22 protein-coding genes are annotated in these 23,884 nt (G+C 63.7%); 17 read left to right on the top strand and 5 right to left on the bottom strand.

Annotated elements, in window-relative coordinates; translation table 11 throughout:
- Positions 1 to 64: 64 nt before the first annotated feature.
- On the bottom strand, positions 65 to 688 hold the full coding sequence (locus IVA95_RS18390; protein ID WP_247511761.1) for an outer membrane protein: 624 nt from the start codon (positions 686 to 688) through the stop codon (positions 65 to 67).
- A 223-nt stretch (positions 689 to 911) separates the two neighbouring features.
- Here IVA95_RS18390 and uvrC point away from each other — a divergent pair, with 223 nt between their 5' ends.
- The 8 genes from uvrC (at position 912) to IVA95_RS18350 (ending at position 9,455) form a co-directional block, all read left to right on the top strand.
- The gene (gene uvrC, locus IVA95_RS18385) at positions 912 to 2,978 is read left to right on the top strand and encodes an excinuclease ABC subunit UvrC (RefSeq protein ID WP_247511760.1); all 2,067 of its coding nucleotides are present in this window, start codon (positions 912 to 914) and stop codon (positions 2,976 to 2,978) included.
- 110 nt (positions 2,979 to 3,088) lie between these two features.
- Entirely contained in the window at positions 3,089 to 3,703 is a 615-nt protein-coding gene (gene pgsA / locus IVA95_RS18380) for a CDP-diacylglycerol--glycerol-3-phosphate 3-phosphatidyltransferase (protein WP_213248090.1), read from the top strand.
- Positions 3,700 to 3,951 (top strand): molybdopterin converting factor subunit 1, encoded by a 252-nt coding sequence (gene moaD / locus IVA95_RS18375; protein WP_065731425.1) that lies wholly within the window; start codon positions 3,700 to 3,702, stop codon positions 3,949 to 3,951. Before pgsA ends, moaD begins: the two co-directional genes overlap by 4 nt.
- A gap of 6 nt (positions 3,952 to 3,957) precedes the next feature.
- Entirely contained in the window at positions 3,958 to 4,425 is a 468-nt protein-coding gene (locus tag IVA95_RS18370; RefSeq protein ID WP_247511759.1) for a molybdenum cofactor biosynthesis protein MoaE, read from the top strand.
- On the top strand, positions 4,425 to 5,390 hold the full coding sequence (gene prmB, locus IVA95_RS18365) for a 50S ribosomal protein L3 N(5)-glutamine methyltransferase (protein WP_247511758.1): 966 nt from the start codon (positions 4,425 to 4,427) through the stop codon (positions 5,388 to 5,390). Before IVA95_RS18370 ends, prmB begins: the two co-directional genes overlap by 1 nt.
- A 96-nt stretch (positions 5,391 to 5,486) precedes the next feature.
- Entirely contained in the window at positions 5,487 to 6,833 is a 1,347-nt protein-coding gene (locus IVA95_RS18360; RefSeq protein ID WP_247511757.1) for an aspartate aminotransferase family protein, read from the top strand.
- A gap of 291 nt (positions 6,834 to 7,124) precedes the next feature.
- On the top strand, positions 7,125 to 8,585 hold the full coding sequence (locus tag IVA95_RS18355) for an EAL domain-containing protein (RefSeq protein ID WP_247511756.1): 1,461 nt from the start codon (positions 7,125 to 7,127) through the stop codon (positions 8,583 to 8,585).
- Positions 8,586 to 8,600: 15 nt separating this feature from the next.
- Positions 8,601 to 9,455, top strand: coding sequence for a TIGR01459 family HAD-type hydrolase (locus IVA95_RS18350; RefSeq protein WP_247511755.1), 855 nt, complete (start codon positions 8,601 to 8,603; stop codon positions 9,453 to 9,455).
- Between the two features lie 248 nt (positions 9,456 to 9,703).
- On the opposite strand, the gene IVA95_RS18345 is transcribed toward IVA95_RS18350, so the two are convergent.
- On the bottom strand, positions 9,704 to 10,099 hold the full coding sequence (locus tag IVA95_RS18345; RefSeq protein ID WP_057835874.1) for a response regulator: 396 nt from the start codon (positions 10,097 to 10,099) through the stop codon (positions 9,704 to 9,706).
- A 209-nt stretch (positions 10,100 to 10,308) separates the two neighbouring features.
- Here IVA95_RS18345 and IVA95_RS18340 point away from each other — a divergent pair, with 209 nt between their 5' ends.
- The 8 genes from IVA95_RS18340 (at position 10,309) to arfB (ending at position 20,373) form a co-directional block, all read left to right on the top strand.
- On the top strand, positions 10,309 to 11,292 hold the full coding sequence (locus IVA95_RS18340; RefSeq protein ID WP_247511754.1) for a bifunctional riboflavin kinase/FAD synthetase: 984 nt from the start codon (positions 10,309 to 10,311) through the stop codon (positions 11,290 to 11,292).
- On the top strand, positions 11,289 to 11,843 hold the full coding sequence (locus tag IVA95_RS18335) for a sugar O-acetyltransferase (protein ID WP_247511753.1): 555 nt from the start codon (positions 11,289 to 11,291) through the stop codon (positions 11,841 to 11,843). Before IVA95_RS18340 ends, IVA95_RS18335 begins: the two co-directional genes overlap by 4 nt.
- Positions 11,844 to 12,036: 193 nt before the next feature.
- Positions 12,037 to 15,561 carry an isoleucine--tRNA ligase gene (gene ileS, locus IVA95_RS18330; RefSeq protein WP_247511752.1) on the top strand — a complete coding sequence of 1,175 codons (3,525 nt, stop codon included), beginning with the start codon at positions 12,037 to 12,039 and terminating at the stop codon, positions 15,559 to 15,561.
- 21 nt (positions 15,562 to 15,582) lie between these two features.
- On the top strand, positions 15,583 to 16,080 hold the full coding sequence (lspA, locus tag IVA95_RS18325) for a signal peptidase II (protein WP_247511810.1): 498 nt from the start codon (positions 15,583 to 15,585) through the stop codon (positions 16,078 to 16,080).
- 93 nt (positions 16,081 to 16,173) lie between these two features.
- Positions 16,174 to 16,887, top strand: coding sequence for a hypothetical protein (locus IVA95_RS18320; RefSeq protein WP_247511751.1), 714 nt, complete (start codon positions 16,174 to 16,176; stop codon positions 16,885 to 16,887).
- Between the two features lie 165 nt (positions 16,888 to 17,052).
- Positions 17,053 to 18,441: a pitrilysin family protein gene (locus tag IVA95_RS18315; protein WP_213248347.1), complete on the top strand. Its 1,389-nt coding sequence runs from the start codon at positions 17,053 to 17,055 to the stop codon at positions 18,439 to 18,441.
- Complete coding sequence (locus tag IVA95_RS18310; RefSeq protein ID WP_247511750.1) at positions 18,363 to 19,805, top strand: pitrilysin family protein; 1,443 nt, start codon at positions 18,363 to 18,365, stop codon at positions 19,803 to 19,805. Before IVA95_RS18315 ends, IVA95_RS18310 begins: the two co-directional genes overlap by 79 nt.
- A 151-nt stretch (positions 19,806 to 19,956) precedes the next feature.
- Complete coding sequence (gene arfB, locus IVA95_RS18305) at positions 19,957 to 20,373, top strand: alternative ribosome rescue aminoacyl-tRNA hydrolase ArfB (protein WP_057842322.1); 417 nt, start codon at positions 19,957 to 19,959, stop codon at positions 20,371 to 20,373.
- Positions 20,374 to 20,391: 18 nt separating this feature from the next.
- Here the strand turns inward: arfB and IVA95_RS18300 are convergent, their stop codons facing one another.
- The 3 genes from IVA95_RS18300 to IVA95_RS18290 form a co-directional block, all read right to left on the bottom strand.
- Positions 20,392 to 20,925, bottom strand: coding sequence for an RNA polymerase sigma factor (locus IVA95_RS18300; protein ID WP_247511749.1), 534 nt, complete (start codon positions 20,923 to 20,925; stop codon positions 20,392 to 20,394).
- The gene (locus IVA95_RS18295) at positions 20,922 to 21,128 is read right to left on the bottom strand and encodes a DUF2892 domain-containing protein (protein WP_247511748.1); all 207 of its coding nucleotides are present in this window, start codon (positions 21,126 to 21,128) and stop codon (positions 20,922 to 20,924) included. Before IVA95_RS18295 ends, IVA95_RS18300 begins: the two co-directional genes overlap by 4 nt.
- A 175-nt stretch (positions 21,129 to 21,303) precedes the next feature.
- Entirely contained in the window at positions 21,304 to 21,591 is a 288-nt protein-coding gene (locus tag IVA95_RS18290) for a hypothetical protein (protein ID WP_247511747.1), read from the bottom strand.
- A 301-nt stretch (positions 21,592 to 21,892) separates the two neighbouring features.
- Between IVA95_RS18290 and mutL the strand changes: the two genes are divergently transcribed.
- On the top strand, positions 21,893 to 23,698 hold the full coding sequence (gene mutL / locus IVA95_RS18285; RefSeq protein WP_247511746.1) for a DNA mismatch repair endonuclease MutL: 1,806 nt from the start codon (positions 21,893 to 21,895) through the stop codon (positions 23,696 to 23,698).
- Positions 23,699 to 23,884: the final 186 nt, after the last annotated feature.

Here is a 23,884-nt window from a genome sequence, read left to right as displayed (position 1 = left end):
GAAGACAAAAAAATCCCGGCGACTTACTGCCGCCGGGAGGTGGTAGCCGATAGTTTCTTTTTTCTTAGAAGCGCCAGTTCACGCCGGCCCGTATCAGGCCGAACCGGTAACCGTTCGACGCGCCCGTAATAACGAAGTTGCTGTTGGCCAGATCGACATAGAGATATTCGATCTTGGCGCTCCAGTTCGGTGCCAGGCCCACCTCGGCGCCGGCGCCGAGCGTCCAGCCTGCATTGGTATGGGATTCCGTCAGGCCAAAGGTGGTGGCGCGCAGCTCGCCGAAGGCAAGACCACCCGTGCCGAAGAACAGGACGTTGTTGAGCGCGTAGCCGGCGCGGCCGCGAACCGTGCCGAACCAGGGATTGGAAAATTTCCATGGGGCGAAGGTTTCTTCGGCGCCGGTCGCCTGGATGTCGCCTTCGAGACCGAACACCCACGGTCCGTTCTGCCAATTGTAGCCGGCCTGAACGCCGCCGACGAAACCGGACGGCTTGGTCGGGTTGTTTGCAACCGATCCCCAGGCGTAGCCGAGGTTGGCGCCGAGATAGGGACCGGCCCAGCTATCGGGACGGAGCAGCGACTGGTTGACGGTATTGGGTGCGCGCGATCCGTAGAGGTCTGCTGCCTGCGCCGACAAGGTCCAGCCTGCAGCGATCAGCGCCAGCGCGCCCGATACACCCCTGCTCATCACGCAACTCCACGCAACTGCCGTAGCCAATCCCGGCGAGAGACCGGCCTGGTTACGGAACCCCATCTTTTCGCTCAGATTTATCGAGAGTTTTAAGTTAAAGGCTTGTTAAGCCGGGTTACCCGCCCGCCCATCAGTCTTAAGGAAGCGTTACCGGCGCCTCCTGGGGGAGAGCGCGCCGCGAGCGCTGGCGATGCCGTGCTGCAGCGCTTAATTTAGGCCCATGGATCACGATTCTACCGACCATCCGAAGCCTCCGCGCAAGGCGCGGCAGGGTTCCCAGCCGGATTTGCCGCCACAGGACCTGACCGCCGCCGACGTCGATCCCGCGACATCCGCCGCCGAGGAGGATGACGAGGCTCGCCTGCCGGAAGCCCCTGAGGAACCTGCGGAGGCGATTGCCGAAGGCCCGCTGGCGATCGGCCACACGGCCATCGAAAATGCGGTCCGCCTGGCGCCGACCTCGCCCGGCGTCTACCGCATGCTCAATGCCGCCAGCGACGTGCTCTACGTCGGCAAGGCGAAAAATGTTCGCAAGCGGCTTGCTTCCTACGCCCGCGCCAACGCGCCGCTGCCGGCGCGCATCCTGCGCATGATCGCCGCGACCGTCACGGTCGAGATCGTCTCCACCACGACCGAGACCGAAGCGCTGCTGCTGGAAGCCAACCTGATCAAGCAGCTACGGCCGCGCTTCAACGTGCAGCTACGCGACGACAAGTCGTTTCCCTATATCCTGATCACCGGCGATCATTGGGCGCCGCAGATCCTCAAGCATCGCGGTGCCCAAACCAGGCCCGGGCGGTATTTCGGGCCGTTCGCATCCGCCGGCGCGGTCAACCGCACCATCACGGCGCTGCAGCGCGCGTTCCTGATCCGCTCCTGCACCGACGGTTTTTTCGAAAGCCGCACGCGGCCGTGCCTGCTGTACCAGATCCGTCGCTGCTCGGGCCCCTGCACGCGTGAGATCGACTTTCCCGGCTACAGCGAGTTGGTGCGCGAGGCGACCGACTTCCTGTCCGGCCGCAGCCACGCCGTGAAGGAACTGCTCGCCGCCGAGATGGAGAAAGCATCGAACGAGCTCGAATTCGAGACGGCGGCGCTTTATCGCGATCGTCTCGCCGCGCTGTCGGCGATCCAGTCGCAGCAGGGCATTAACCCGCGCACCGTGGAAGAGGCCGACGTGTTCGCCATCCATCAGGAAGGCGGCTATTACTGCGTCGAAGTGTTCTTCTTCCGCACCGGCCAGAACTGGGGCAACCGCGCCTATTTCCCGCGCGCGGAGAAGTCGTTCACGCCTGAGGAAGTCCTGGCCTCGTTCCTCGCGCAATTCTATGACGACAAGCCGCCGCCGAAACTCATCCTGCTGTCGCATGACATCGAGGAATGCGCGCTGCTGGCCGACGCCCTGTGCGTCAAGGCCGGCTACAAGGTCGAAATCTCGGTGCCGAAGCGCGGCGAGAAAAAGGAACTGGTGACGCATGCGCTGACCAATGCGCGCGAGGCGCTCGGCCGCAAGCTCGCCGATACCGCGACGCAGAGCCGGCTCTTGGAAGCGATGGCGAGCACGCTAGGACTGCCGCAGGTGCCGAAGCGTGTCGAGGTTTACGACAATAGCCACATTCAGGGCACCAACGCGGTCGGCGCGATGATCGTGGCGGGGCCGGATGGTTTCATCAAGAACCAGTATCGCAAGTTCAACATCAAGTCCGAGGGACTGACGCCCGGCGACGACTACGCGATGATGCGCGAAGTGCTGGAGCGGCGCTTCAAGCGGCTGTTGAAGCCGCCGGAGGGCGACGCGGCCAAAGCCAAGCCTGACGATGACTCGTTTCCGCAATGGCCCGACCTCGTCATCATCGACGGCGGCCGGGGGCAGCTCAACGCCGTCAGGGAGATTTTCGACGGTATGGGGCTAACCCAGGTCTCTCTCATGGCCGTGGCAAAAGGCCCGGACCGCGATGCCGGGCGCGAGACCTTGTTCATGCCGAACCGCGAAGCCATCAAGCTCGAACCACGCGATCCCGTGCTGTATTTCATCCAGCGGCTGCGCGACGAGGCGCATCGCTTCGTGATCGGCTCGCACCGCAAGCTGCGGAAAAAAGACATCAGGGAAGCGGGCTTGCAGGAGATCCCGGGCATCGGCCCGTCACGCAAACGTGCCTTGCTGCATCACTTCGGAACGCTGAAGGAGATCGAGCGGGCATCGCTCGCGGATCTCGGCAAGGTTCCGGGCGTTAGCGCCGAAAGCGCTCGCAAGATTTTTGAATTTTTCCATGCCCAGCCGGGTTAAGGGGACTTCGAGCCGGATGGTATGTCATTTGGTCATTTGGGCGTCGCCTGCGACAGATCATCTAAGTCCGCACGGTTGACCTTCACGCTCCAGCGGTATTGGTAAGACGGATGAACATCGCGACAACCAGGGGGCAGGCCAAGACCCTGTCCCTGCCGAATATCCTAACCTACGCTCGTATTGCCGCCATTCCGGTGGTGGTTGGCTGCGTTTTCGCCCAATCCATCCAGGACGGCCCGCTCTGGCTGCGCTGGGTAGCGCTGGCGGTCTTCATCGCCGCCGCCGTGACGGATTACCTCGATGGCTACTATGCGCGAATTTGGGACCAGCAGTCCGCCTTTGGCCGGATGCTCGACCCGATCGCCGACAAGCTCCTGGTAGCGTCGTGCCTCTTGATGCTGGCAGCCGATAGCAGCATCCACGGCTGGACGCTATGGGCCGCCATCGTGATCCTGTGCCGCGAGATCCTGGTCTCGGGCTTGCGGGAATATCTCGCGGCGTTGCGGGTCAGCGTACCCGTGACCAAGCTGGCCAAATGGAAGACCACGATCCAGTTGGTCGCGATCGGCTTTCTGATCGCGGGCGAGGCGGGCGAGCAGCTCCTGGCTGCGACCACCCTGATCGGGATTGTCCTGTTGTGGATGTCGGCGCTCTTCACGATCTACACCGGCTGGGATTATTTCCGCGCCGGAATCCACCACCTCATCAAGGAGGATGAGGGATGAGGGTCAAGTATTTCGCCTGGGTGCGTGAGCGGGTCGGCGTGGCGGAAGAAACCGTCGAGCCGCCGGCTGACGTGCGCACGGTGAGCGATCTGATCGGCTGGCTTTCCAGCCGTGGCGAGACTTACGCCCATGCCTTCGAAAAACCGAAGGTGATCCGCGCCGCGATCGACCAAGCCCATGTCAAGCCGGATGCCGTGATCGCTGGCGCACGCGAGATTGCTTTCTTCCCGCCGATGACCGGCGGCTGACCTACTATGTCCATCACCGCGACCATTCGCATCCAGGAAGCGGATTTCGACGCTGCGCAGGAGATCGCGGCGCTCACCAAAGGCCGTACCGATATCGGCGCCGTCGTCACGTTCAGCGGCATCTGCCGCGGCAGCGAGAACGGCGAACCGATCGCAGCCCTGACGCTCGAGCATTATCCCGGCATGGCCGAGGCGGAGATCGGGCGCCACGCCGACGAGGCGCTGTCGCGTTGGCCTTTGCAGGGCCTCACCATCATTCACCGGTTCGGCCGCATCGCACCTGGCGAAAACATCGTGCTCGTGGTAACCGCCTCGCCGCATCGCCAGGCGGCCTTTGAAGCGGCGGAATTCCTGATGGATTATCTGAAGACCAACGCGCCGTTCTGGAAGCGCGAGGAAAGCGAAAAAGGCGCAAGCTGGATCGAGGCGCGCGATCATGACGACGCCGCAGCCGCGCGCTGGACCAAGTCCTGATGGCCAAGCGCACGAAGCCGGCGGCGAAGCGCGGCCAGACCGCATCGATATTTCCCAGGGTCGGCGCGGGAGAATTGCTGACCCTGCTCGATTTCGCCCGCTATGCCGTCAGCCGCTTCGTCGAAGCCAAGCTGGTATTTGCACACGGCACCACCGATCCGCTTGCCGAAGCCGCGTTCCTGGTCTGCGAAGCGCTGCACCTGCACCCCGATCAGTTCGAGACGTTCGCGACGTCGCGCGTCACCGCCGCCGAAGGCAAGAAGATCCTCGATCTGATCGCGCGCCGCGTCACCACGCGAAAGCCCGCCGCCTATCTCGTCAACAAAATCTACATGCGCGGCCTGCCGTTTTACGTCGACGAGCGCACCATCGTGCCGCGCTCCTTCATCGGCGAATTGCTGGACCAGCACTTCGGCCGCGACGGCGATGACGAGGCCGGCTCGCTGATCTCGGACCCTGACACGGTGGAAAGCGTGCTCGATCTCTGCACCGGCTCGGGCTGTCTTGCCATCCTGGCCAGCCGGAATTTTCCGAATGCCGCGGTGGATGCGGTCGATATCTCAAAGGATGCGCTCGAAGTCGCCGCGCGCAATGTCGGCGATTATGGGCTTCAGGACAGGCTCACGCTGTACCGCGGCGATCTGTTCAACCCGCTGGGGGATAAACGCTACGACCTCATCATTTCCAATCCGCCCTATGTCGATGCGAAAGGCATGGCCGGCCTGCCGCGCGAATGCCGTGCCGAACCGAAACTCGCCTTCGATGGCGGCTTCGACGGTCTCGACATTGTCAGGCGCATCCTCGACGAGGCGGCCGCGCACTTGACGCCGCAGGGCGGGCTATTATGCGAGATCGGCCGCTGCCGTCCGCAACTCGAAGCCGCCTATCCGCAACTGCCGCTGCTCTGGCTCGACACCGAGGATTCCGAGGGCGAAGTATTCTGGATCGCCGCGGCCGACCTCTGAACTGTCCGAAAATATCGCGTCGTGTTGGCGTTCCCGTGCCGCGACGAAACTGATAGGTTTGCAGCCAGCCGCTCACAAACTCAGAAGAGGCCTTCCATGCTCGACAAGAGCCCCCGCCCCACCCCCGTCAACGTTCCGAACGATCTCGCCGCGCACTGGATGCCGTTCACCGCGAACCGGGCGTTCAAGAAGAACCCGCGGCTGCTCGCCGGCGCGAAGGACATGCACTATTTCACCGTCGATGGCCGCAAGATCATCGACGGTGCCTCGGGCATGTGGTGCACCAATGCCGGACACGGCCGCACCGAAATTTCATCGGCGATCGCCAAGCAGGCCGAGGCGCTGGACTACGCGCCGCCGTTCCAGTTCGGTATCCCGCAGGCCTTCGAACTTGCGAGCCGCATCGCCGAGTTGGCACCCGACGGGCTCGACCATGTGTTCTTCTGCAATTCCGGCTCGGAGGCGGCCGACACCGCGCTAAAGATTGCGCTCGCCTATCACCAGATCAACGGCCAGGGCAGCCGCATCCGCCTGATCGGCCGCGAGCGCGGCTATCACGGCGTCGGCTTCGGCGGCACCTCCGTCGGCGGCATCGTCGGCAACCGAAAGCTATTCGGCTCGTTGCTGACCGGCGTCGACCATCTGCCGGCGACCTATGACCGCGAGAAGCAGGCCTTCAGCAAAGGCGAGCCGGAATACGGCGCGCATTTCGCCGACGAACTCGAGCGGCTCGTCAACCTGCATGGCGCCAACACCATCGCCGCGGTGATCGTCGAGCCGATGGCCGGATCGACCGGCGTGCTGCCGGCGCCGAAGGGCTATCTCAAGCGGCTGCGCGAGATCACCCAGAAGCACGGCATCTTGCTGATCTTCGACGAGGTCATCACCGGCTATGGCCGGCTCGGCTTCGCCTTTGCCGCCGAACGCTATGGCGTCACGCCCGACATGCTGACCTTCGCCAAGGGCGTCACCAATGGCGCGGCACCGATGGGCGGCGTGCTGGTGCGCGACACCGTCCATGATGCCTTCATGAGCGGCCCGGAATATGCCGTGGAACTGACCCATGGCTACACCTATTCCGCGCACCCGCTGGCCTGCGCCGCGGCTCTTGCGACGCTCGACATCTACCGTGACGAGAAGCTGTTCGAGCGCGCGCGTGAGCTCGAGCCGAAATTCGCCGACGCGGTAATGTCGCTGCGCAGCGAGCCGGGCGTCGTGGATATCCGCACCATCGGCCTGACAGCCGGCATCGATCTCGCACCGGTTGCGGATGCGCCGGGCAAGCGCGGCTTTGCCGGGCTCAACAGCGCCTTTCACGACAACGATCTGATGCTGCGGGTGGCCGGCGATACGCTGGCGCTGACCCCGCCTTTGATCATCACCGAAAACCAGATCGGCGAGATTATCGAAAAGGTCGCCAAGGTGATCCGAGCGACGGCGTAGCCGCAGTCGCCACTCTCGTGTCCCGGCCTTGAGCCGGGACCCATTTTGCCGCACTTTGGATGCCCGACATGGATCCCGGCTCTGCGACGCAGCGTTGCACGCTGCGCCGCGTCCGGGACACGCAATTGCCGGCATCCGCACAGCTCCGGCCGTGTCCAAAGAACACTAGCTTTGCGAATCAACATTGATGCTAAGGTTGTGGCGCTTGGGGGAGCGCAAACTGGAACGTGCCTGAGACTTCCGTGTTTTCCCGGGTGAAGACGGTTCGGACCTGAAGGCGTAGCGCGCGACATGATTCGCATTTCGACGATTTTCATCGCCATCTGCATGGTGCTGGTTGCAGCCTCCCTCGGCCTCGTCCTGCATGCGGTGGCGGGCTTCAGCGGCACCGAATCCGCGCTCGTGGCGCTCACCGCGCTGACCTTCCTGATCCTCTACAACGCCATGTCGATGCGGCTGCGCGACCGCTCCGACGTCGGCGGCCAGATCGCCGACCTTTCCCGCGGCACCGCCGACCTTGCTCGCCAAGTCGCCGAATTCGGCCGCCGGCTCGCCGCCGTCGAGAGCCGGGTGGTTTCGGCGAACTCCGCAAGCTCCGATCGCATCCAGGCGGTGGTCGGCGAAATCAACGAGCTCGGTGTCCTGGTCAAACAACTTGCCGTCTCGGTGGCCGGCCATGAGGATTTGCTGGCTTCGGGGGCGGCCGCGGCCTCCGTCCCGGCGGGACGCCCGGATCCCGAACCGCAGAATGAGCCGGCGATTGCAGCGGAGCAAGCGGCGCCCGCCATTGCCAGGCCCCTACCGGCTGCCGCCGCAAAACCGGCAATTGCCGCGGAAGCCGCTTCCCCCCCGCGCAACCAGCCGCAACTGCTTGCCGCGGTGAAGAACGCCGTCGAGGAGAACCGGCTCGACATCTACCTGCAGCCGATGGTGACGCTGCCGCAGCGCAAGGTGCGCTTCTACGAGGCGGTGACGCGGCTGCGCGACGATAGGGATCAGATCCTCGCCGCTGATGATTTTATCGCCACTGCCGAAGCCGGCGGGCTGATCGGCAAAATCGATCATATGGTGATGCTGCGCTGTGTCCAGGTGCTGCGCCGCCTGATGGTGCGCAACAAGGATGTCGGCGTGTTCTGCAACGTCTCGGCGGCGACGCTCGGCAATGCCGCCAATTTCGCGCAATGCCTCGACTTCCTCGAGGCCAATCGGGCGCTGGCGCCCTCCTTCGTGCTCGAATTCAAGCAGGCGACGTTCCGCCACCTGCGCCCGACCGAAATCGAAAATCTCGCCGCGCTCTCGCAGCGTGGTTACCGCTTCTCGATCGACCATGTCACCGACTTGCGGATCGAGCCGCGCGACCTCGCCGATCGCGGCGTCCGTTTTATCAAGGTACCCGCGGCATTGTTGCTCGACCCCAAGCAGAGCTCGACCTCGGACATCCACCCTTCCGATCTTTCCGACCTGCTCGGCCGTTTCGGCATCGACCTGATCGCCGAGAAGATCGAGGGCGAACGCGCGGTGGTGGACTTGCTCGACTACGACGTTCGGTTTGGACAGGGTTTTCTGTTTGCACCGCCGCGGCCGTTGCGGCCCGAGGGGGCATCTGCTACCGGCGGGACGACACCGAACAAGGAATCCGGCAGCCCCAATGGCCCCAGCAACTCCGTCCCCATGGCCAGCCAGGCTGCAGAACCCCCGATGCGCGCGACCGGCAATGCCGCGTTGGCGCGCCGTGCCACGGGACCAGGCTAACAGGCTTCCGACATCATGACCTCATTGCGCTTCGTTGAGCGGCTACGCGACCTCGTGGACGGGGTCGAGGTCATCCTCTCCGATATCTGGGGCGTGGTGCATAACGGGCTCGAGTCCTTCCCCGAAGCCTGCGAGGCGCTGCACACCTATCGCAAGCGCGGTGGCATCGTCATCCTGATCACCAACGCGCCGCGGCCGGCCGATTCCGTGCAGCGGCAATTACGCAAGCTCGGCGTCCCCGACGAAACCTACGACGCCATCGTCAGTTCCGGCGACCTGACCCGGCACTTCGTCGCCGATCACCCCGGCAAGAAGATATTCTGGGTCGGTCCGGAACGTGATTCTTCGATTCACCGCGGGCTCGATGCCGCGCTGGGACCGCTGGAGCAGGCCGACTACATCATCTGCACCGGTCTGTTCGACGACGAAACCGAATCGGCGGAAGACTATCGCGCGATGCTGCTGCAGGCGCGCGAGCGCAAGCTGCCGCTGGTCTGCGCCAACCCCGACATCGTGGTCGAACGCGGCGACCGGCTGATCTATTGCGCGGGCGCCATTGCCGAACTCTATCGCGAACTCGGCGGCGAAGTGGTTTTCTACGGCAAGCCGCACCGGCCGATCTACGAGCGCGCCATGGCGCTCGCCGCTGAGCGGCGCGGCCGGCCGACCTCGCTCGACCGCGTGCTGGCGATAGGAGATTCGGTTCGGACCGACCTCACCGGCGCGCTCGGCTTCGGGATCGACTGCCTGTTCGTGACCCGCGGCATCCATTCCGAAGAATTCGAGGGCATCGACCAGCTCGACCCGGCCTCGGTGAAAGAGCTGTTCGGTCACCCGCCCCGCGCCTTGATGCGGGAGCTGCGCTGGTAGCAGGCGGCACTCTGTCGCTCCCTCGCCCCGCTCTTGCGGGGAGAGGGTTGGGGTGAGGGGCAGCCTCCGCCAATTCGAACGACGAGAATACGCGGTGAGTCCCCTCACCCGCCGCGCAAACGCGCGACGACCTCTCCCCGCAAGAGCGGGGCGAGGTTAGGAAAAGCATATGCTGCGACCTCAAAAACGTGGATGCCCGGGACAAGCCCGGGCATGACGAAAAATCTACAGAATGGTGAAGGACGACCTTACGCCGTCGCCATGTCCGGAAAGACCGCTTCGATCTTGGTCTTCAGCGTCGCCGCGTTGAACGGCTTGACGATGTAGTTGTTCACGCCGGCCTTCTTGGCGGCGATCACGTTCTCGGTCTTGGATTCCGCTGTGATCATGATGAAGGGCGTCGTGGCGAGGTTCGGGTCGGCACGGACTTCCTTGAGCAGGTCGTAGCCGGTCATCGGCTCCATGTTCCAGTCCGAGATCACCAGTCCGTACTTCTTGCCGCGCATCTTGTTCAGCGCGGCCGAGCCGTCGCTGGCATCGTCGATGTTGTCGAAGCCGAGCTGCTTCAAAAGATTTCGGATGATGCGGATCATGGTGCTGTAGTCATCAACCACCAGAACCGGCATGGACAAATCAACCGCCATCTTTTCCCCCACTCAACGCATTACGCCACAAAATACCGACAGGCCTGCGCGACCCGCAGTCCTCCCCCCACCTGTAGCATCAGCCGTTAAACAGCCCGTTAACCGGACGACACCGGATTGCATCCGTTTTGACCCGACCCGCCCGGCTTGACTTCGACGCCAGCGCCGCGTCACCGTCCGGCCGCCTTCACCGAGACCGAATTCCTGAAATGACAACTGGTTTTACCGTTATCCGAGACACCACCCCTGCCACCGACATCCCCCGCGGGGCGGTGGTCGCCATGGGTAATTTCGACGGCGTCCATCTGGGCCACCGGGCCGTGATCGACGCGGCCTTGCGGATGGGTCGCGCCCACGGCAAGCCGGCCCTTGCGGTCACCTTCGAGCCGCATCCGCGCAGCTTTTTTAGCCCAAACAGCCCCCAGTTCCGCCTCTCCGACGAGACCAACAAGCTGCGGCTCTTGGCCGGAACGGGGCTAGACGGCGCGGTCGTGATGACCTTCGACAAGGCCCGCGCCGGAACCTCGGCGCAAGATTTCATTCACCATGACCTGATCGGGCGGCTCGGCGTCAGCGGCATTGCCGTCGGCTACGACTTTCATTTCGGCAAGGGCCGGGCCGGCTCGCCGAGCCTTTTGGTCAGCGAGGGGCCGCGGCTCGGCATAGAGGTCGACGTCCAGGCCCATGTCGATATCGACGAGCGGCCAGTGTCCTCCAGCGCGATCCGCATGGCGCTGGCGGAGGGCCAGATCGACGAAGCCACCGCCATGCTGGGCGGGCCGTGGTTCGTCAGCGGCGCGGTGATCCATGGCGAGAAGCGCGGCCGTGACCTCGGATACCCTACCGCCAACATCCGCCTCGACAAGAATTGCAGCCTCAAGCATGGCATCTACGCCGTGCGGGTCGGCCGCGGGCAAGGAAAGGATCATGAGCGCTTCGACGCGGTCGCAAGCTTCGGCCGCCGCCCGACTTTCGACAACGGCGCACCGCTGCTGGAAGTGTTCCTGTTCGACTTCAAGGGCGACCTCTATGGCACGGTGCTTGATGTCGCCTTCATCGGCTTCATCCGGGACGAACTTAAATTCGACTCGATCGACGCGTTGATCCGGCAGATGGACGACGACAGCGCGCGCGCCCGCGCGCGGCTGGCCGCCGCGCCCGATGCGTTTCCGAGGCTCGGAGTGATCAGTTGAGCAAGACCGAAAAAGAAAAAATGCTGGCCGGCGAGCTCTATCGCCCCGGCGATCCGGAACTGCAGGCGGATGCCGCCGCCAACAAGGCCTGGCTCGCACGCTACAATGCGGCGCTGGCTGCGCCAGTGTCCGAGCGGCATGCACTGTTATCGGCCCATTTCGGCCGCGTCGGGACTGGTGCGGTGATCCGTCCACCATTCTTTTGCGACTATGGCTACAATATCCGGCTCGGCGACGAAGTGTTTCTCAACTTCAACTGCGTCATCCTCGACGTGGTCGAAGTCACGATCGGTGACCGCACCCAGATCGGACCCGCGACACAAATCTACGCCGCCGATCACCCGCGCGACCCCGAGACGCGGCGAACCGGCCTCGAATTCGGCCGCCCGGTGCGGATCGGCAGCGACGTGTGGATCGGCGGCGGCGCCATCATCCTGCCCGGTGTCACGATCGGTGACGGCGCGGTGATCGGCGCCGGCAGCGTAGTCACGCGGGATGTCGCAGCGGGCCAGATCGTGGCCGGCAACCCTGCCCGGCCGCGTCCGGGGTAAACCTGTCCTGCATGCCGCCGCCCTTTGCGTTTCCGCGGTTGGCTGCTATGGAAAGCCCATGTTTGCGCGGCGCACCATCAGCATTAGCGGCCCGGCTTCCGCCTGAGCTTTGGCTCGGCGCAAGACCGGGATTTCCCTGTTCACCCCGCGATATCCGCTTTTCAGCGCCGTCTTCGAGCCAACCAGAGCATTCATGTCCCAACAGCCGCAAAAGTCCGACGTACCAGACTATTCGAAAACCCTGTTCCTGCCGCAGACGGAATTCCCGATGCGCGCCGGCCTGCCGCAGCGCGAGCCGGAGATCCTCAAATACTGGAACGAGATCGACCTCTACGGAAAGCTGCGCGAGAGCGCGGCGGGCCGCGCTAAATTCGTGCTGCACGACGGGCCGCCCTACGCCAACGGCAACATCCATATCGGCCACGCGCTGAATAAGATCCTCAAGGACGTCGTCACCAAGAGCCAGCAGATGCTCGGCTTCGATTCCAACTACGTGCCGGGCTGGGATTGTCACGGCCTGCCGATCGAATGGAAGATCGAGGAAGAGAACTACCGTTCCAAGGGCAAGCCGAAGCCGGACTTCCGCGACTCCACCGCGATGGTGGCGTTCCGCAAGGAGTGCCGCGCCTATGCGACGCATTGGCTCAACGTACAGCGTGAGGAGTTCAAGCGACTCGGCATCATCGGCGATTGGGACCACCCCTACGCCACCATGAGCTATCCGGCCGAAGCGCAGATCGCGCGCGAATTGATGAAGTTCGCCGCCAACGGCACGCTCTATCGCGGCTCCAAGCCCGTGATGTGGAGCGTGGTCGAGAAGACCGCGCTCGCCGAAGCCGAGGTCGAGTACGAGGACTACACCTCGGACATGGTGTGGGTGAAGTTTCCGGTCAGCCACGTACCAATGGAGGATGCCGATCCTGGTAAGCAGCCAACGTTTCATCCGCTCCTGCCGCCTAACACTTCAGTTGTTATTTGGACAACGACACCGTGGACACTTCCGGGTAACCGGGCGATCAGCTTTTCTCCCAAGATCGCCTACGGCCTCTATCGCATCACGGACGCACCTGCCGACAATTGGGCCAAGACTAATGACTTATTGATTCTGGCCGACAAGCTAGCTTCCGACGTCTTTAACCAAGCTCGAGTGACAGCATTTTCAAGGGTTGCCGACGTTTCTGCAGAAACTCTAGCTGCTTACGTTTACCGTCATCCGCTGGAACACTTAGCGGGAGGTTACGGATTTGACGTGCCAATGCTGGCAGGCGAACACGTAACCGACGATACTGGTACTGGCTTTGTCCATACCGCTCCCGGTCATGGCCGCGAGGACTTTGATGTCTGGATGGCGAACGCGCGCGAACTCAACGCGCGCGGCATCAGTACCGCCATTCCTTACACCGTTGATGAGAACGGCGCATTTACCGTGCAGGCGCCTGGCTTCACCGGCAAACGCGTGATCAACGACAAGGGCGAAAAGGGCGACGCCAACGAAGCTGTCATCAAGGCTTTGATCGAGGCCGACAGACTGCTCGCGCGGGGTCGACTGAAGCACCAGTACCCACATTCGTGGCGCTCCAAAAAGCCGGTAATATTCCGCAACACGCCGCAATGGTTTATCGCCATGGACAAAGAGATGCCGGAAGCAGGCATCGACATTGGCAGATTGGCGGCCTTGCAGCGCTATGGCGGCAACACGCTGCGCGGACGTGCCTTGCTTGCGATCGACGAGACGCAATGGGTGCCGCCGTCGGGACAGAATCGCATCTACGGCATGATAAAGAGCCGCCCCGACTGGGTGATCTCGCGCCAGCGCGCCTGGGGCGTGCCGATCGCCGTGTTCGTGCGCGAGAAGGGCGACGGCTCGGCCGAAATCCTGCAGGACGAAATCGTCAACCAGCGCATCGTCGAAGCCTTCATGGAGGAAGGCGCCGACGCCTGGTACATGGACGGCGCACGTGAACGCTTCTTGGGCGAACGCGCCGGCGAAGACTGGAAAAAGATCGACGACATCCTCGACGTCTGGTTCGACTCCGGCTCGACGCACGCCTTTGTGCTGGAGGACCGCCAGAATTTTCCCAATCTCGGCAACATCGTCCGCAAGGTCGATGGCGGCGAGGATGCCGTGATGTATCTCGAAGGCAGCGACCAGCATCGCGGCTGGTTTCATTCCTCGCTGCTGGAAAGCGCGGGCACCCGTGGCCGCGCGCCCTACGACGTCGTGCTCACCCACGGCTTCACGCTGGATGAGAACGGCCGCAAGATGTCGAAATCTCTCGGCAACACCGTCGAGCCGCAAAAGGTGATGAAGGATTCCGGCGCGGATATCCTGCGGCTGTGGGTCTGCGCCACCGACTATGCTGACGACCAGCGCATCGGTCCGGAGATCCTGAAGAACACCATCGAAACCTATCGCAAGCTGCGCAACTCGATCCGCTGGATGCTCGGCACGCTGCATCATTTCAACCCGGCCGACGCGGTCGCCCATGGCGACATGCCCGAGCTGGAACGCTTGATGCTGCACGAACTGGCGAAACGGGCGACAATTGTGCGCCAGGCCTATGCCGAGTTCGACTACAAGACGGTGGTCGCGACGCTCGCGGCGTTCATGAACAGCGAATTGTCGGCGTTCTATTTCGACATCCGCAAGGACACGCTCTATTGCGATCCGCCGTCGTCGGTGGCGCGCAAGGCGGCGCTGACCGCGATCGACATCATCTGCGATGCGATCCTGCGCTGGCTGGCGCCGGTGCTCAGCTTCACGACCGAAGAAGCGTGGCGGATGTACAAGCCGGACGCCGAAGCCTCGGTGCACCTGACACTGTTCCCGGAAGGTTTTGACCAGTTCCGCGACGACGCGCTCGCCGCGAAGTGGGAAACCATTCGCGACGTCCGCCGTGTCGTCACCGGCGCGCTCGAGGTTGAACGCGCGGCCAAGAGTATCGGCTCGTCACTGGAAGCCTCGCCGCTGGTCTATGTGTCGGACAAGAACATCTTCAACACGCTGCTCGACATCGATCTCGCCGAGGTCTGCATCACCTCGAACGCGATGGTGACCAACGACGATGCGCCGGCCAGCGCGTTCACGCTCGCCGACGTGCCCGGCGTCGCTGTCGTGGTCGAAAGGGCCGTGGGCACCAAATGCGCGCGGTCATGGAAGATCCTCCCGACCGTCGGCGAAGACGCCGAGTATCCCGACGTCTCCCCGCGCGACGCGCAGGCCTTGCGGGAATGGAAGGCGCTTGCCGAAGGCTATAAGCCGCCCGATGCAGTTGAACAGGCTGCCAAGCCTCTTGCGTTGGTCGAGGTAGAACAACCGCGACTAGCGGAGGAAGCGCCGGAGCCGGCCGATTCAGGACAGGTGACGGCGGACGCGACGGCCAAGAAGGTCGGAGCCAGGAAGACGTTGGAAGCTGTGGAGGCTGAGCAAGCCAGGAGCGAGGCGAAAGCCAAGACGGTCCCCGAACCCAAGAAGGCCAGAGCCAGGAAAGCCAAGGCCAACCAGACCAACGCCAAGAAAACCAAGGCCGAGAAAGCCAAGGCTAACAAAGCAAAGACCAAGAAAACAAAGGCTAAGAAGACCGAAGCCAAGGCCGGGAAAGCCGCCAGGTCCAAGAAAGCTGCTTCGGCAACGAAGGCAGCCAAGAAGAAGGTAAAGAAGGCGGGAAGAAAGTCGTCTGCGACCGGGCCGAAAAAGAAGAAAAAGAAGGCGAGATAAGTGTCCGGCAAGGAGCGCTTCGTGACCCCTCACCTTCGCGCCGGCGCCATTGCGGCGGTCGCGACGCTGGTGATTGATCAGGCCTCGAAGCTTTGGCTGCTCTACGTGTTCGACCTCGCCCATCGCGGCGCGGTCAGGGTCACGCCGTTCTTCGACCTGGTCCTGGCCTGGAATCTCGGGATCAGCTTTGGCTGGTTCCAGAGCGATAACCAGTTCGCCCAGCTCGCGCTGATGGCGATCAAGGCGATTGCGGTGATCGTGCTGGGGATCTGGATGGCGCGCTCCACCACGCTTCTGGCGACGCTGGCGCTCGGCCTTATCATCGGTGGCGCGGCCGGCAACGGCATCGACCGATTCGTGCACGGCGCGGTGGTCGATTTTGCCCTGTTCCACATCGAGATCGGGGGAAAAACCTTCAATTGGTACGTGTTTAACCTTGCGGATGTGGCCATTGTTGCCGGGGTAGCGGGCCTATTGTATGACTCCTTCTTCGGGGTACCCGCCGCAAAAGCGCCCTGATCCCGGCCGATACGAACCCCCTGCGGTCTGGAGCCGTTAGGCCCCTCAAGCCCGGCCCCCGCGTGTTGCAGAAATGTGAATGGGAACAGCGCGATGCGCGAGACCGAAGCCCGCTTTTGGATGATGCAGACCAGCTCGCTGACCCGGGCGCTGCGGTTCGCCGCCATCGCGCTTGGCATAGGCCTCGTGATGGCCACTGGCCCCGTGCGCGCGGCTGACGACGAGGACGAAGACGACAAGACCTTCGAGGAAAAGATCATCGAAGGCATCATGCGTGGCCTCGGCGGCACCAACATGGAAAATCGCGGCATCGAATACCGCGAGCGCTCCCCGCTGGTGGTTCCACCCAAACTCGATTTGCCGCCGCCGGCCGCGACCGCGGCCGATGCGAAGGCGCCGAACTGGCCCAAGGATCCCGACGAGCAGCGCCGCAAGGCGGCGATTGCCGCACGAAAGAAAGAGAACAAGGACCCGCGTGAAGCGGCTCGCATCCTGACGCCGGCCGAACTTGCGGCGGGCAAGACCGCGGCGCCCGCGCGCAAGGATAACGATCCGGTGCAGCCGGGTACGTCCAACACCAATCCGATCCTGAGCCCGTCGCAGCTCGGCTATAGCGGCGGCTTCAGTGGCCTGTTCGGCGGCAGCAAGACCGAGACGGCCCCGTTCAAGGGCGAGCCGACGCGGGATTCGCTGACCCAGCCTCCGCCCGGCTACCAGACGCCGTCGTCCAACTATGCCTATGGCACCGGACCGAAGGAATCGCTCAACAAGGAATACAATCCAGCCGCCGGCAAGTATGGCGAATAGTTAAGTTCATCTCTCGCCTTCGTGACGATTGTCGGCGCGAGCGCGGTGTACGATACCGCATCTTGATCCCGAACGGATTTGTCGGATTACTTCTAACATTTGCGCGAATTCCTGTCGCAGGACCGGTAAGCAGTTTTGCGGAATGAGCGCGCCAGATAGGTCATGATGTCCTCACACCGTCTTGCCGTTTCTCTCGCGATAGCCCTCATCTCGACGTTTGCTTTCTCCGCCGGCAGCGCATTCGCCCAGACCACGGTCACGTCGGAACGTCCGGCCAGCTTCACCCTCGACAACGGCCTGCAAGTCGTCGTGATCCCGGATCACCGCACGCCCGTCGTCACGCAGATGATCTGGTACAAGGTCGGCTCCGCCGACGAGACGCCGGGCAAATCGGGGCTGGCGCACTTCCTCGAACATCTGATGTTCAAGGGGACGGCCAAACATCCCGCCGGTGAATTCTCCCAGACAGTGCTGCGGATCGGCGGCAACGAGAACGCCTTCACTTCGCTCGACTACACCGGCTATTTCCAGCGCGTGCCGCGCGAGCAGTTGGCGAAAATGATGGAGTTCGAGGCCGACCGCATGACCGGCCTCATCCTCAAGGATGAGAACGTACTTCCCGAGCGCGATGTCGTGCTCGAGGAATTCAACATGCGCGTCGCCAACAATCCGGACGCCCGGCTCACCGAACAGATCATGGCGGCGCTGTATCTCAACCATCCCTATGGCCGGCCGGTAATCGGCTGGCGCCAGGAAATCGAGAAGCTCGACCGCGAGGATGCGCTGGCGTTCTACAAGCGCTTCTACGCGCCGAACAACGCGATCCTGGTGATCGCGGGCGACGTCGATGCCAAGGAAGTCCGCCCGATGGTGGAAAAAGCCTATGGCGGCATCCCGGCGCAGCCGGCCATTGCCGCGCAACGAATCCGCCCACAGGAGCCGGTGCCGGCGGCGCCGCGCACAGTGACGCTGTCCGATCCGCGCGTCGAGCAGACCAGCCTGCGGCGTTATTATCTCGTCCCCTCTTCCGCGACCGCTGCGGCCGGCGAAAGCCCGGCGCTCGACGTGCTCGCGCAACTGATGGGCGGCGGCTCCAACTCCTATCTCTATCGCGCACTGGTAATCGACCGTCAGCTCGCGATCAGTGCCGGCGCCGGTTACCAGGGGACCGCGCTGGATCCCTCGCAGTTCTCGATCTCGGTTTCGCCAAAACCCGGCGTGGAGTTTTCGCAGATCGAGCAGGTGATCGACGGCGTGATCGCGGAGGTCATCCAAAACCCGGCCCGCGCCGAGGATCTCGAGCGGGTCAAGACCCAGTTGATTGCGGAAGCGATCTACGCGCAGGACAACCAGGCCACGCTGGCGCGCTGGTATGGCGGCGCGCTGACCACGGGGCTTTCCATCGACGATATCAGGAGCTGGCCGGACCGGATTCGCGCCGTCACCGCCGAGCAGGTCCGTGACGCCGCGCAGAAATGGCTCGACAAGAAACGCTCGGTGACCGGCTATCTGATCAAGGATACCGCGCAAAAACGCGAGGAGAAGCGCTCGTGATCCGTTTTTCGATTCCCGCGCAGCGCCTCGCATCCGGCCTGATCGCCGGCGCCGTACTGCTGTTGCTGGCGGCGAGCCCGTCGCATGCCGCAGCCAAGATCCAGCGTCTGGTCTCGCCTGGCGGCATCGAGGCCTGGTTCGTGCAGGACGCCACCGTGCCGCTGATAGCGATGGAATACGCCTTCGCCGGCGGCGCCGCCCAGGATCCGGCTGCCAAGTCCGGCGTCGGCAATATGGTCGCCAGCCTGCTCGATGAAGGCTCCGGCGATCTCGATTCCAAAACTTTCCACGAGCGCCTCGAGCGCCGCGCCATCGAGCTGAGCTTCTCGTCGACCCGGGATTATTTCCGCGGCTCGCTCCGCATGCTCAAGGACAACAAGGACGAGGCTTTCGGCCTGCTCCATCTGGCGCTGACCTCGCCGCATTTCGACGCTGTCGATGTCGAGCGCATTCGCGCGCAGGTGCTCTCCGGGCTGCGCCGCGACACCACTAACCCGACTTCGCTGGCGAGCCGCAAATTTCTGGAACTGGCCTTTGGCGATCATCCCTATGGCCGACAGGCCAACGGCACGCTGGACAGCGTGTCGAAAATCGATGTCGCCGACATGAAGGATTACGTCCGCCGCGTGATTGCGAAGGATAATTTGCGGATCGCCGTGGTCGGCGATGTCGATGCCGACACGCTCGGCAAGCTCCTGGACAAGACGTTCGGCGGACTGCCGGCCAAGGCCAGCCTCGCGCCGATCGCCGAGGTCGAGGCTACCAAGCCGCCGCAACGCGCCTTCGTGCCGCTCGACGTGCCGCAGACCGTGGTGACGTTCGGCGGCCCCGGCATTCGCCGCCACGATCCGAATTTCATGGCTGCCTATGTCGTGAACCACATTCTCGGCGGCGGATCGTCGTCGCGGCTCTACAAGGAGGTGCGTGAAAAGCGCGGCCTCGCCTATTCCGTCTATGAATCCCTGCTCTGGATGGATCGCTCCGCGCTGTTCATCGGTAATACCGGCACCCGTGCCGACCGCGCCGGCGAGACGGTGGACGCGATTGAAAAGGAAATCCGCCGCATTGCCGAGGAAGGCCCGACCCAGAAGGAACTGGACGAGGCCAAGTCGTACCTCAAAGGCTCGCAGATGCTGGCGCTCGACACCTCTTCGAAGCTGGCGCAGGCGCTGCTGCAATACCAAATCGACAAACTGCCGATCGATTACATCGAAAAGCGCAATGCCCTTGTCGACGCCGTCACGCTCGACGACGCCAAAAAGGCGGCGCAGAAGCTGTGGGGCCAGGGCCTGCTCACCGTGATCGTCGGCCGCGCCCCGCAGGCTGCCGCGCAGCCGGTGGTGGCGCCGCCGAAGGCGAACTGAGCTTCCACGGTTTAACTGCGCACTCACGACACGGCACCCTGCGCTCCCTCCCCCCTTGCGGGGGAGGGAACGACCGAGCGCGCGGCGAGAGCAGCTTCTATTCAAAACCGCTATGGTGCTGCCGATTCTCACTTGCCCCCCGGTGAACGCCATGCTGCGGGTTTCCCGCGATCTCGCGATCGACGAAAACGACATCGAGATCAGCTTCGTCCGCGCCTCCGGCCCGGGCGGGCAGAATGTCAACAAGCTCGCGACCGCAGCGCAGCTCCGTTTCGACACACGCAAGATCGCGCTGCCGGAGGATGCGGCCGCGCGGCTGGTGCGGCTCGCCGGCCAGCGCATGACCAAGGAGGGCGTGATCGTGATCCACGCCCAGCGCTTCCGCACCCAGGAGCGTAACCGGGCCGACGCGATCGACCGCCTGCTCGAATTGTTGCGCGAGGCTTTGATCCGCCCGACGCCCCGGCGGCCAACCAAGCCGACCTTCGGATCAAAGCAGCGGCGGCTCGAAGGCAAGAAGCGGCGCAGCGACGTCAAGGCGAAACGCACGGCGCGCTTTGACGATTGAACCGCTGATCACGACGTCTCAATCGCGGATCAGATATTCCCGGATCATCAATCGCGCGCGGTGGATGCGCGCCTTGACGCTTTCGCGTGTCAGCCCAAGAACACCCGCGATCTCGTCGATCGACAACTCCTCGATATCGCGCAGCAGGATCACCTCGCGGTAATGATTGGGCAGCGACTGGATGGCGCGCGAAAGGTCGATGCGAATGTCTTCCGGCGCAAGATGCGCCAGGCGTATCCCCGCATCGTCGGCCGGCGTCGCCGGTGTCCCCGTCGCCCTGCGCAGTAGACGAAGGCAGGCGCGGCGCGCGACCGCAAAGAGCCACGCCGAAAACGACGTCACCGCGCGCAACGTGCCGACCCGCCGGTACAGCAGCAACAGCGTTTCCTGAACCGCGTCGTCGATATCGGCCGCGCGGCAATTACGTGCGGCATAGCGGCGAATATCCGGCTGAGCGGCTGCGATCAGCGACACCAGCGCCTCGGTGTCGCCGCCGCGGGCGGCCTCGATCAGCGAGGGGTTGCAGCGCCCCGCTCGGACCAATGCGCTCATGATGAGGGAAGCCTGCGGCCGACCATGGCGCACATCGGACAAAAGCCGAAAAATCCGGTCGCGATTGCGACCGCGCCGGTGGCCGCGATCAGGTAGCCGGCCGTCGTGCCGGGCACGCCCAACAGCCCATCGGCGACCATCACAACGCCCCCGATCGTCCGCACCGCCCGCTCCCAGCCCGGCAAATTCTTGCGATAGAACATAACAGCTCCCTTTGATTGCGCGAGAGAACGTCACGCGTTCTCGTCAGATAGAGCCGCCGGGCTGAGCTTTCGGTTCGCGGGTCGCCGGTCGAGGCACAAAAAAACTCCGGCCGCCGCACGGCCGGAGTTCTGTTGGAGAGCAACCCGACGGAGGAGGCGGGTTTCCTCCAGGCACTTAGCGGCTAGTCGCCGGTGGGGTCACCGCCCCGCCCGTGGCCTTGGGCGCTGCGCTACCACCCGCTCCGACGGTGCCTTTCATACCCGTCTTGGCGCCTGTCTTCTGGCCAGCAGCGCCCGCCGGCGTGTCCTCGTCGACGCTACCAGAAGCTCCGCCCTGCATCTGGGTCGTGCCCTTTGCTCCGCCGCGGATTTGCGTGTCGGATGAGGCGCCTTGCGCCAGTACCGGACCGGCAAGCAGAGCCGAGATTGCAACCGCGATCGCCGAGGTTTTCACTAGCTTCATCCATTTCTCCAAGGTTTTGTCGACGACGAACAGTTCGGCTTCTTCAGGCACCGTTCACAACCGAACATGTTCATCGCCGGATCAGTCGTTATCCGCGAACGGTGCGTACGCCATGCAAGCCGCGCGATGTGGTGATCGTGCAGGGATTTCGAGGTCATTTTGCGAATCCTTGGCCACGGACCGACCGCATATGCGGCGCTTCGGCAGCTCCAGAAAAGTTCCGTAAAAATATTTTGACGCATGCATTTGATGCGCTAGCCGCCTAAAATCACGCACCAGCCTCGAATCGATCTGAGACCTCATGCCCGTCCGCCAGCTCCCCGAACAGGTCGTCAATCGCATCGCTGCCGGCGAAGTGGTCGAACGTCCCGCGAGCGTGGTCAAGGAGCTCGTCGAAAACGCCATCGATGCCGGCGCCAGCCGCGTCGACATTTTCACCGATGGCGGCGGCAGGCGGCGGATCGGCATCACCGATGACGGCAGCGGGATGACCCATGGCGATCTCGCGCTTGCCGTCGACCGTCACGCCACCTCCAAGCTCGACGATGAGGATCTGTTACGCATTCGCACGCTGGGCTTTCGCGGCGAGGCTTTGCCCTCGATCGGCGCCGTGGCGAAGCTCGGTATCACCACGCGCCATACGAGTGAGCCGCATGCCTGGTCGTTGTCAGTCGAAGGCGGTCTGAAATCGCAGATCATGCCGGCCGCGCTGTCGCAAGGCACCCGCGTCGAGGTCAGCGATCTCTTTTATGCAACACCCGCCCGGCTGAAATTCCTCAAGACCGACCGCACCGAGGCCGAGGCGATCCGCGAAGTGGTGCGGCGCCTCGCGATGGCGCGGCCCGACATCGCTTTCACCTTGGCCGGCGAGGAACGCGCGCCGGTGATCTGGGCCGCAGCGCTGCCGGGTGCTGCGGGCCGGCTCACGCGGCTCGGCGACATCTTAGGTCATGATTTCCGCTCTTGCGCCATCGAGGTGCGCTCCGAGCGCGAAGGCGTCATGGTCGAGGGCTTTGCCGGCGCTCCCTCGCTGACCCGCGCCAATGCGCTCGGGCAATATCTGTTCGTCAACGGCCGCCCGGTCCGCGACAAGCTTATCCTCGGCGCGGTGCGCGCGGCCTATTCCGACTATTTGCCACGTGACCGCCATCCGGTCGTCGCGCTGTTCGTGACGCTGGCGCCGCAGGAGGTCGATGCCAACGTGCATCCGGCCAAGACTGAGGTACGCTTCCGCAACGCCGGGCTCGTTCGCGCGCTGATCGTGCATGCGCTCAAAGACGGCCTGGCCCGCGAGGGCCGGCGCACTGCTGCCAATACCGACGGCGCGGCGCTATCGGCATTCCGCCCGTCCTTTGCGCCGCGCCCGACCAACTGGGACTGGCGGAGTTCGCCGGCCTATCCGGTCAGGCCTTCGTTCGAAGGCGCGGCGGCAACGGCGCTCGCCGAAGCCGGGCAAGCCGCGTTCGATGTCGGCGCCCCAACCGCCGACGTTCGCTTCGAGGCGCAGCCCTCTGCCGATCTGCTCGACCGGCCGCTCGGCGCGGCGCGGACGCAAATCCACGAGACCTATATCGTCTCGCAAACTCGCGACGGGCTGATTGTCGTGGATCAGCACGCCGCGCATGAGCGCATCGTCTATGAGAAGCTGAAGGCGTCGCTGGCGAAGAACGGCGTGCAGCGGCAGATTCTGCTGATCCCCGAGATCGTCGAACTCGATGAGGCCACCGTCGAGAAGCTGCTGGCGCGCGCCGAGGAACTCGCCTCGTTCGGCCTTGCGATCGAATCCTTCGGTCCCGGCGCGGTGGCGGTGCGCGAGACGCCGTCGCTGCTCGGCAAGACCAACGCCGCGGCGCTGTTGCGCGATCTCGCCGAGCACATGGCCGAATGGGACGAGGCACTGCCGCTGGAGCGCCGCCTGATGCATGTCGCCGCCACCATGGCCTGCCACGGCTCGGTCCGCGCCGGGAGACGCCTCAAGCCGGAAGAGATGAACGCGCTTCTGCGCGAGATGGAAGACACGCCCAATTCCGGCCAGTGCAACCACGGCCGGCCGACCTACGTGGAATTGAAGCTGAGCGATATTGAGAAGCTTTTCGGGCGGAGGTAGTTGGGTCCACACACTCACTCGTCATCACCCGCGAAGTGTTTAGCCCGGACAGATCACTGACAGGTGTTCGGAGACATAGCTGACACGTCAAAATTGGCTGGATTGGTCCGATTCGGGAGCCGTCCATGCCGTGGAACGAGGTGTCAGTAATGGATCAGCGACGCGAGTTCGTGCGACTTGCCTTGC

This window comes from Bradyrhizobium sp. 157, assembly GCF_023073815.1.
Taxonomy (GTDB): Bacteria; Pseudomonadota; Alphaproteobacteria; order Rhizobiales; family Xanthobacteraceae; genus Bradyrhizobium.
This window is presented reverse-complemented; position numbering and strand designations above follow the sequence as displayed.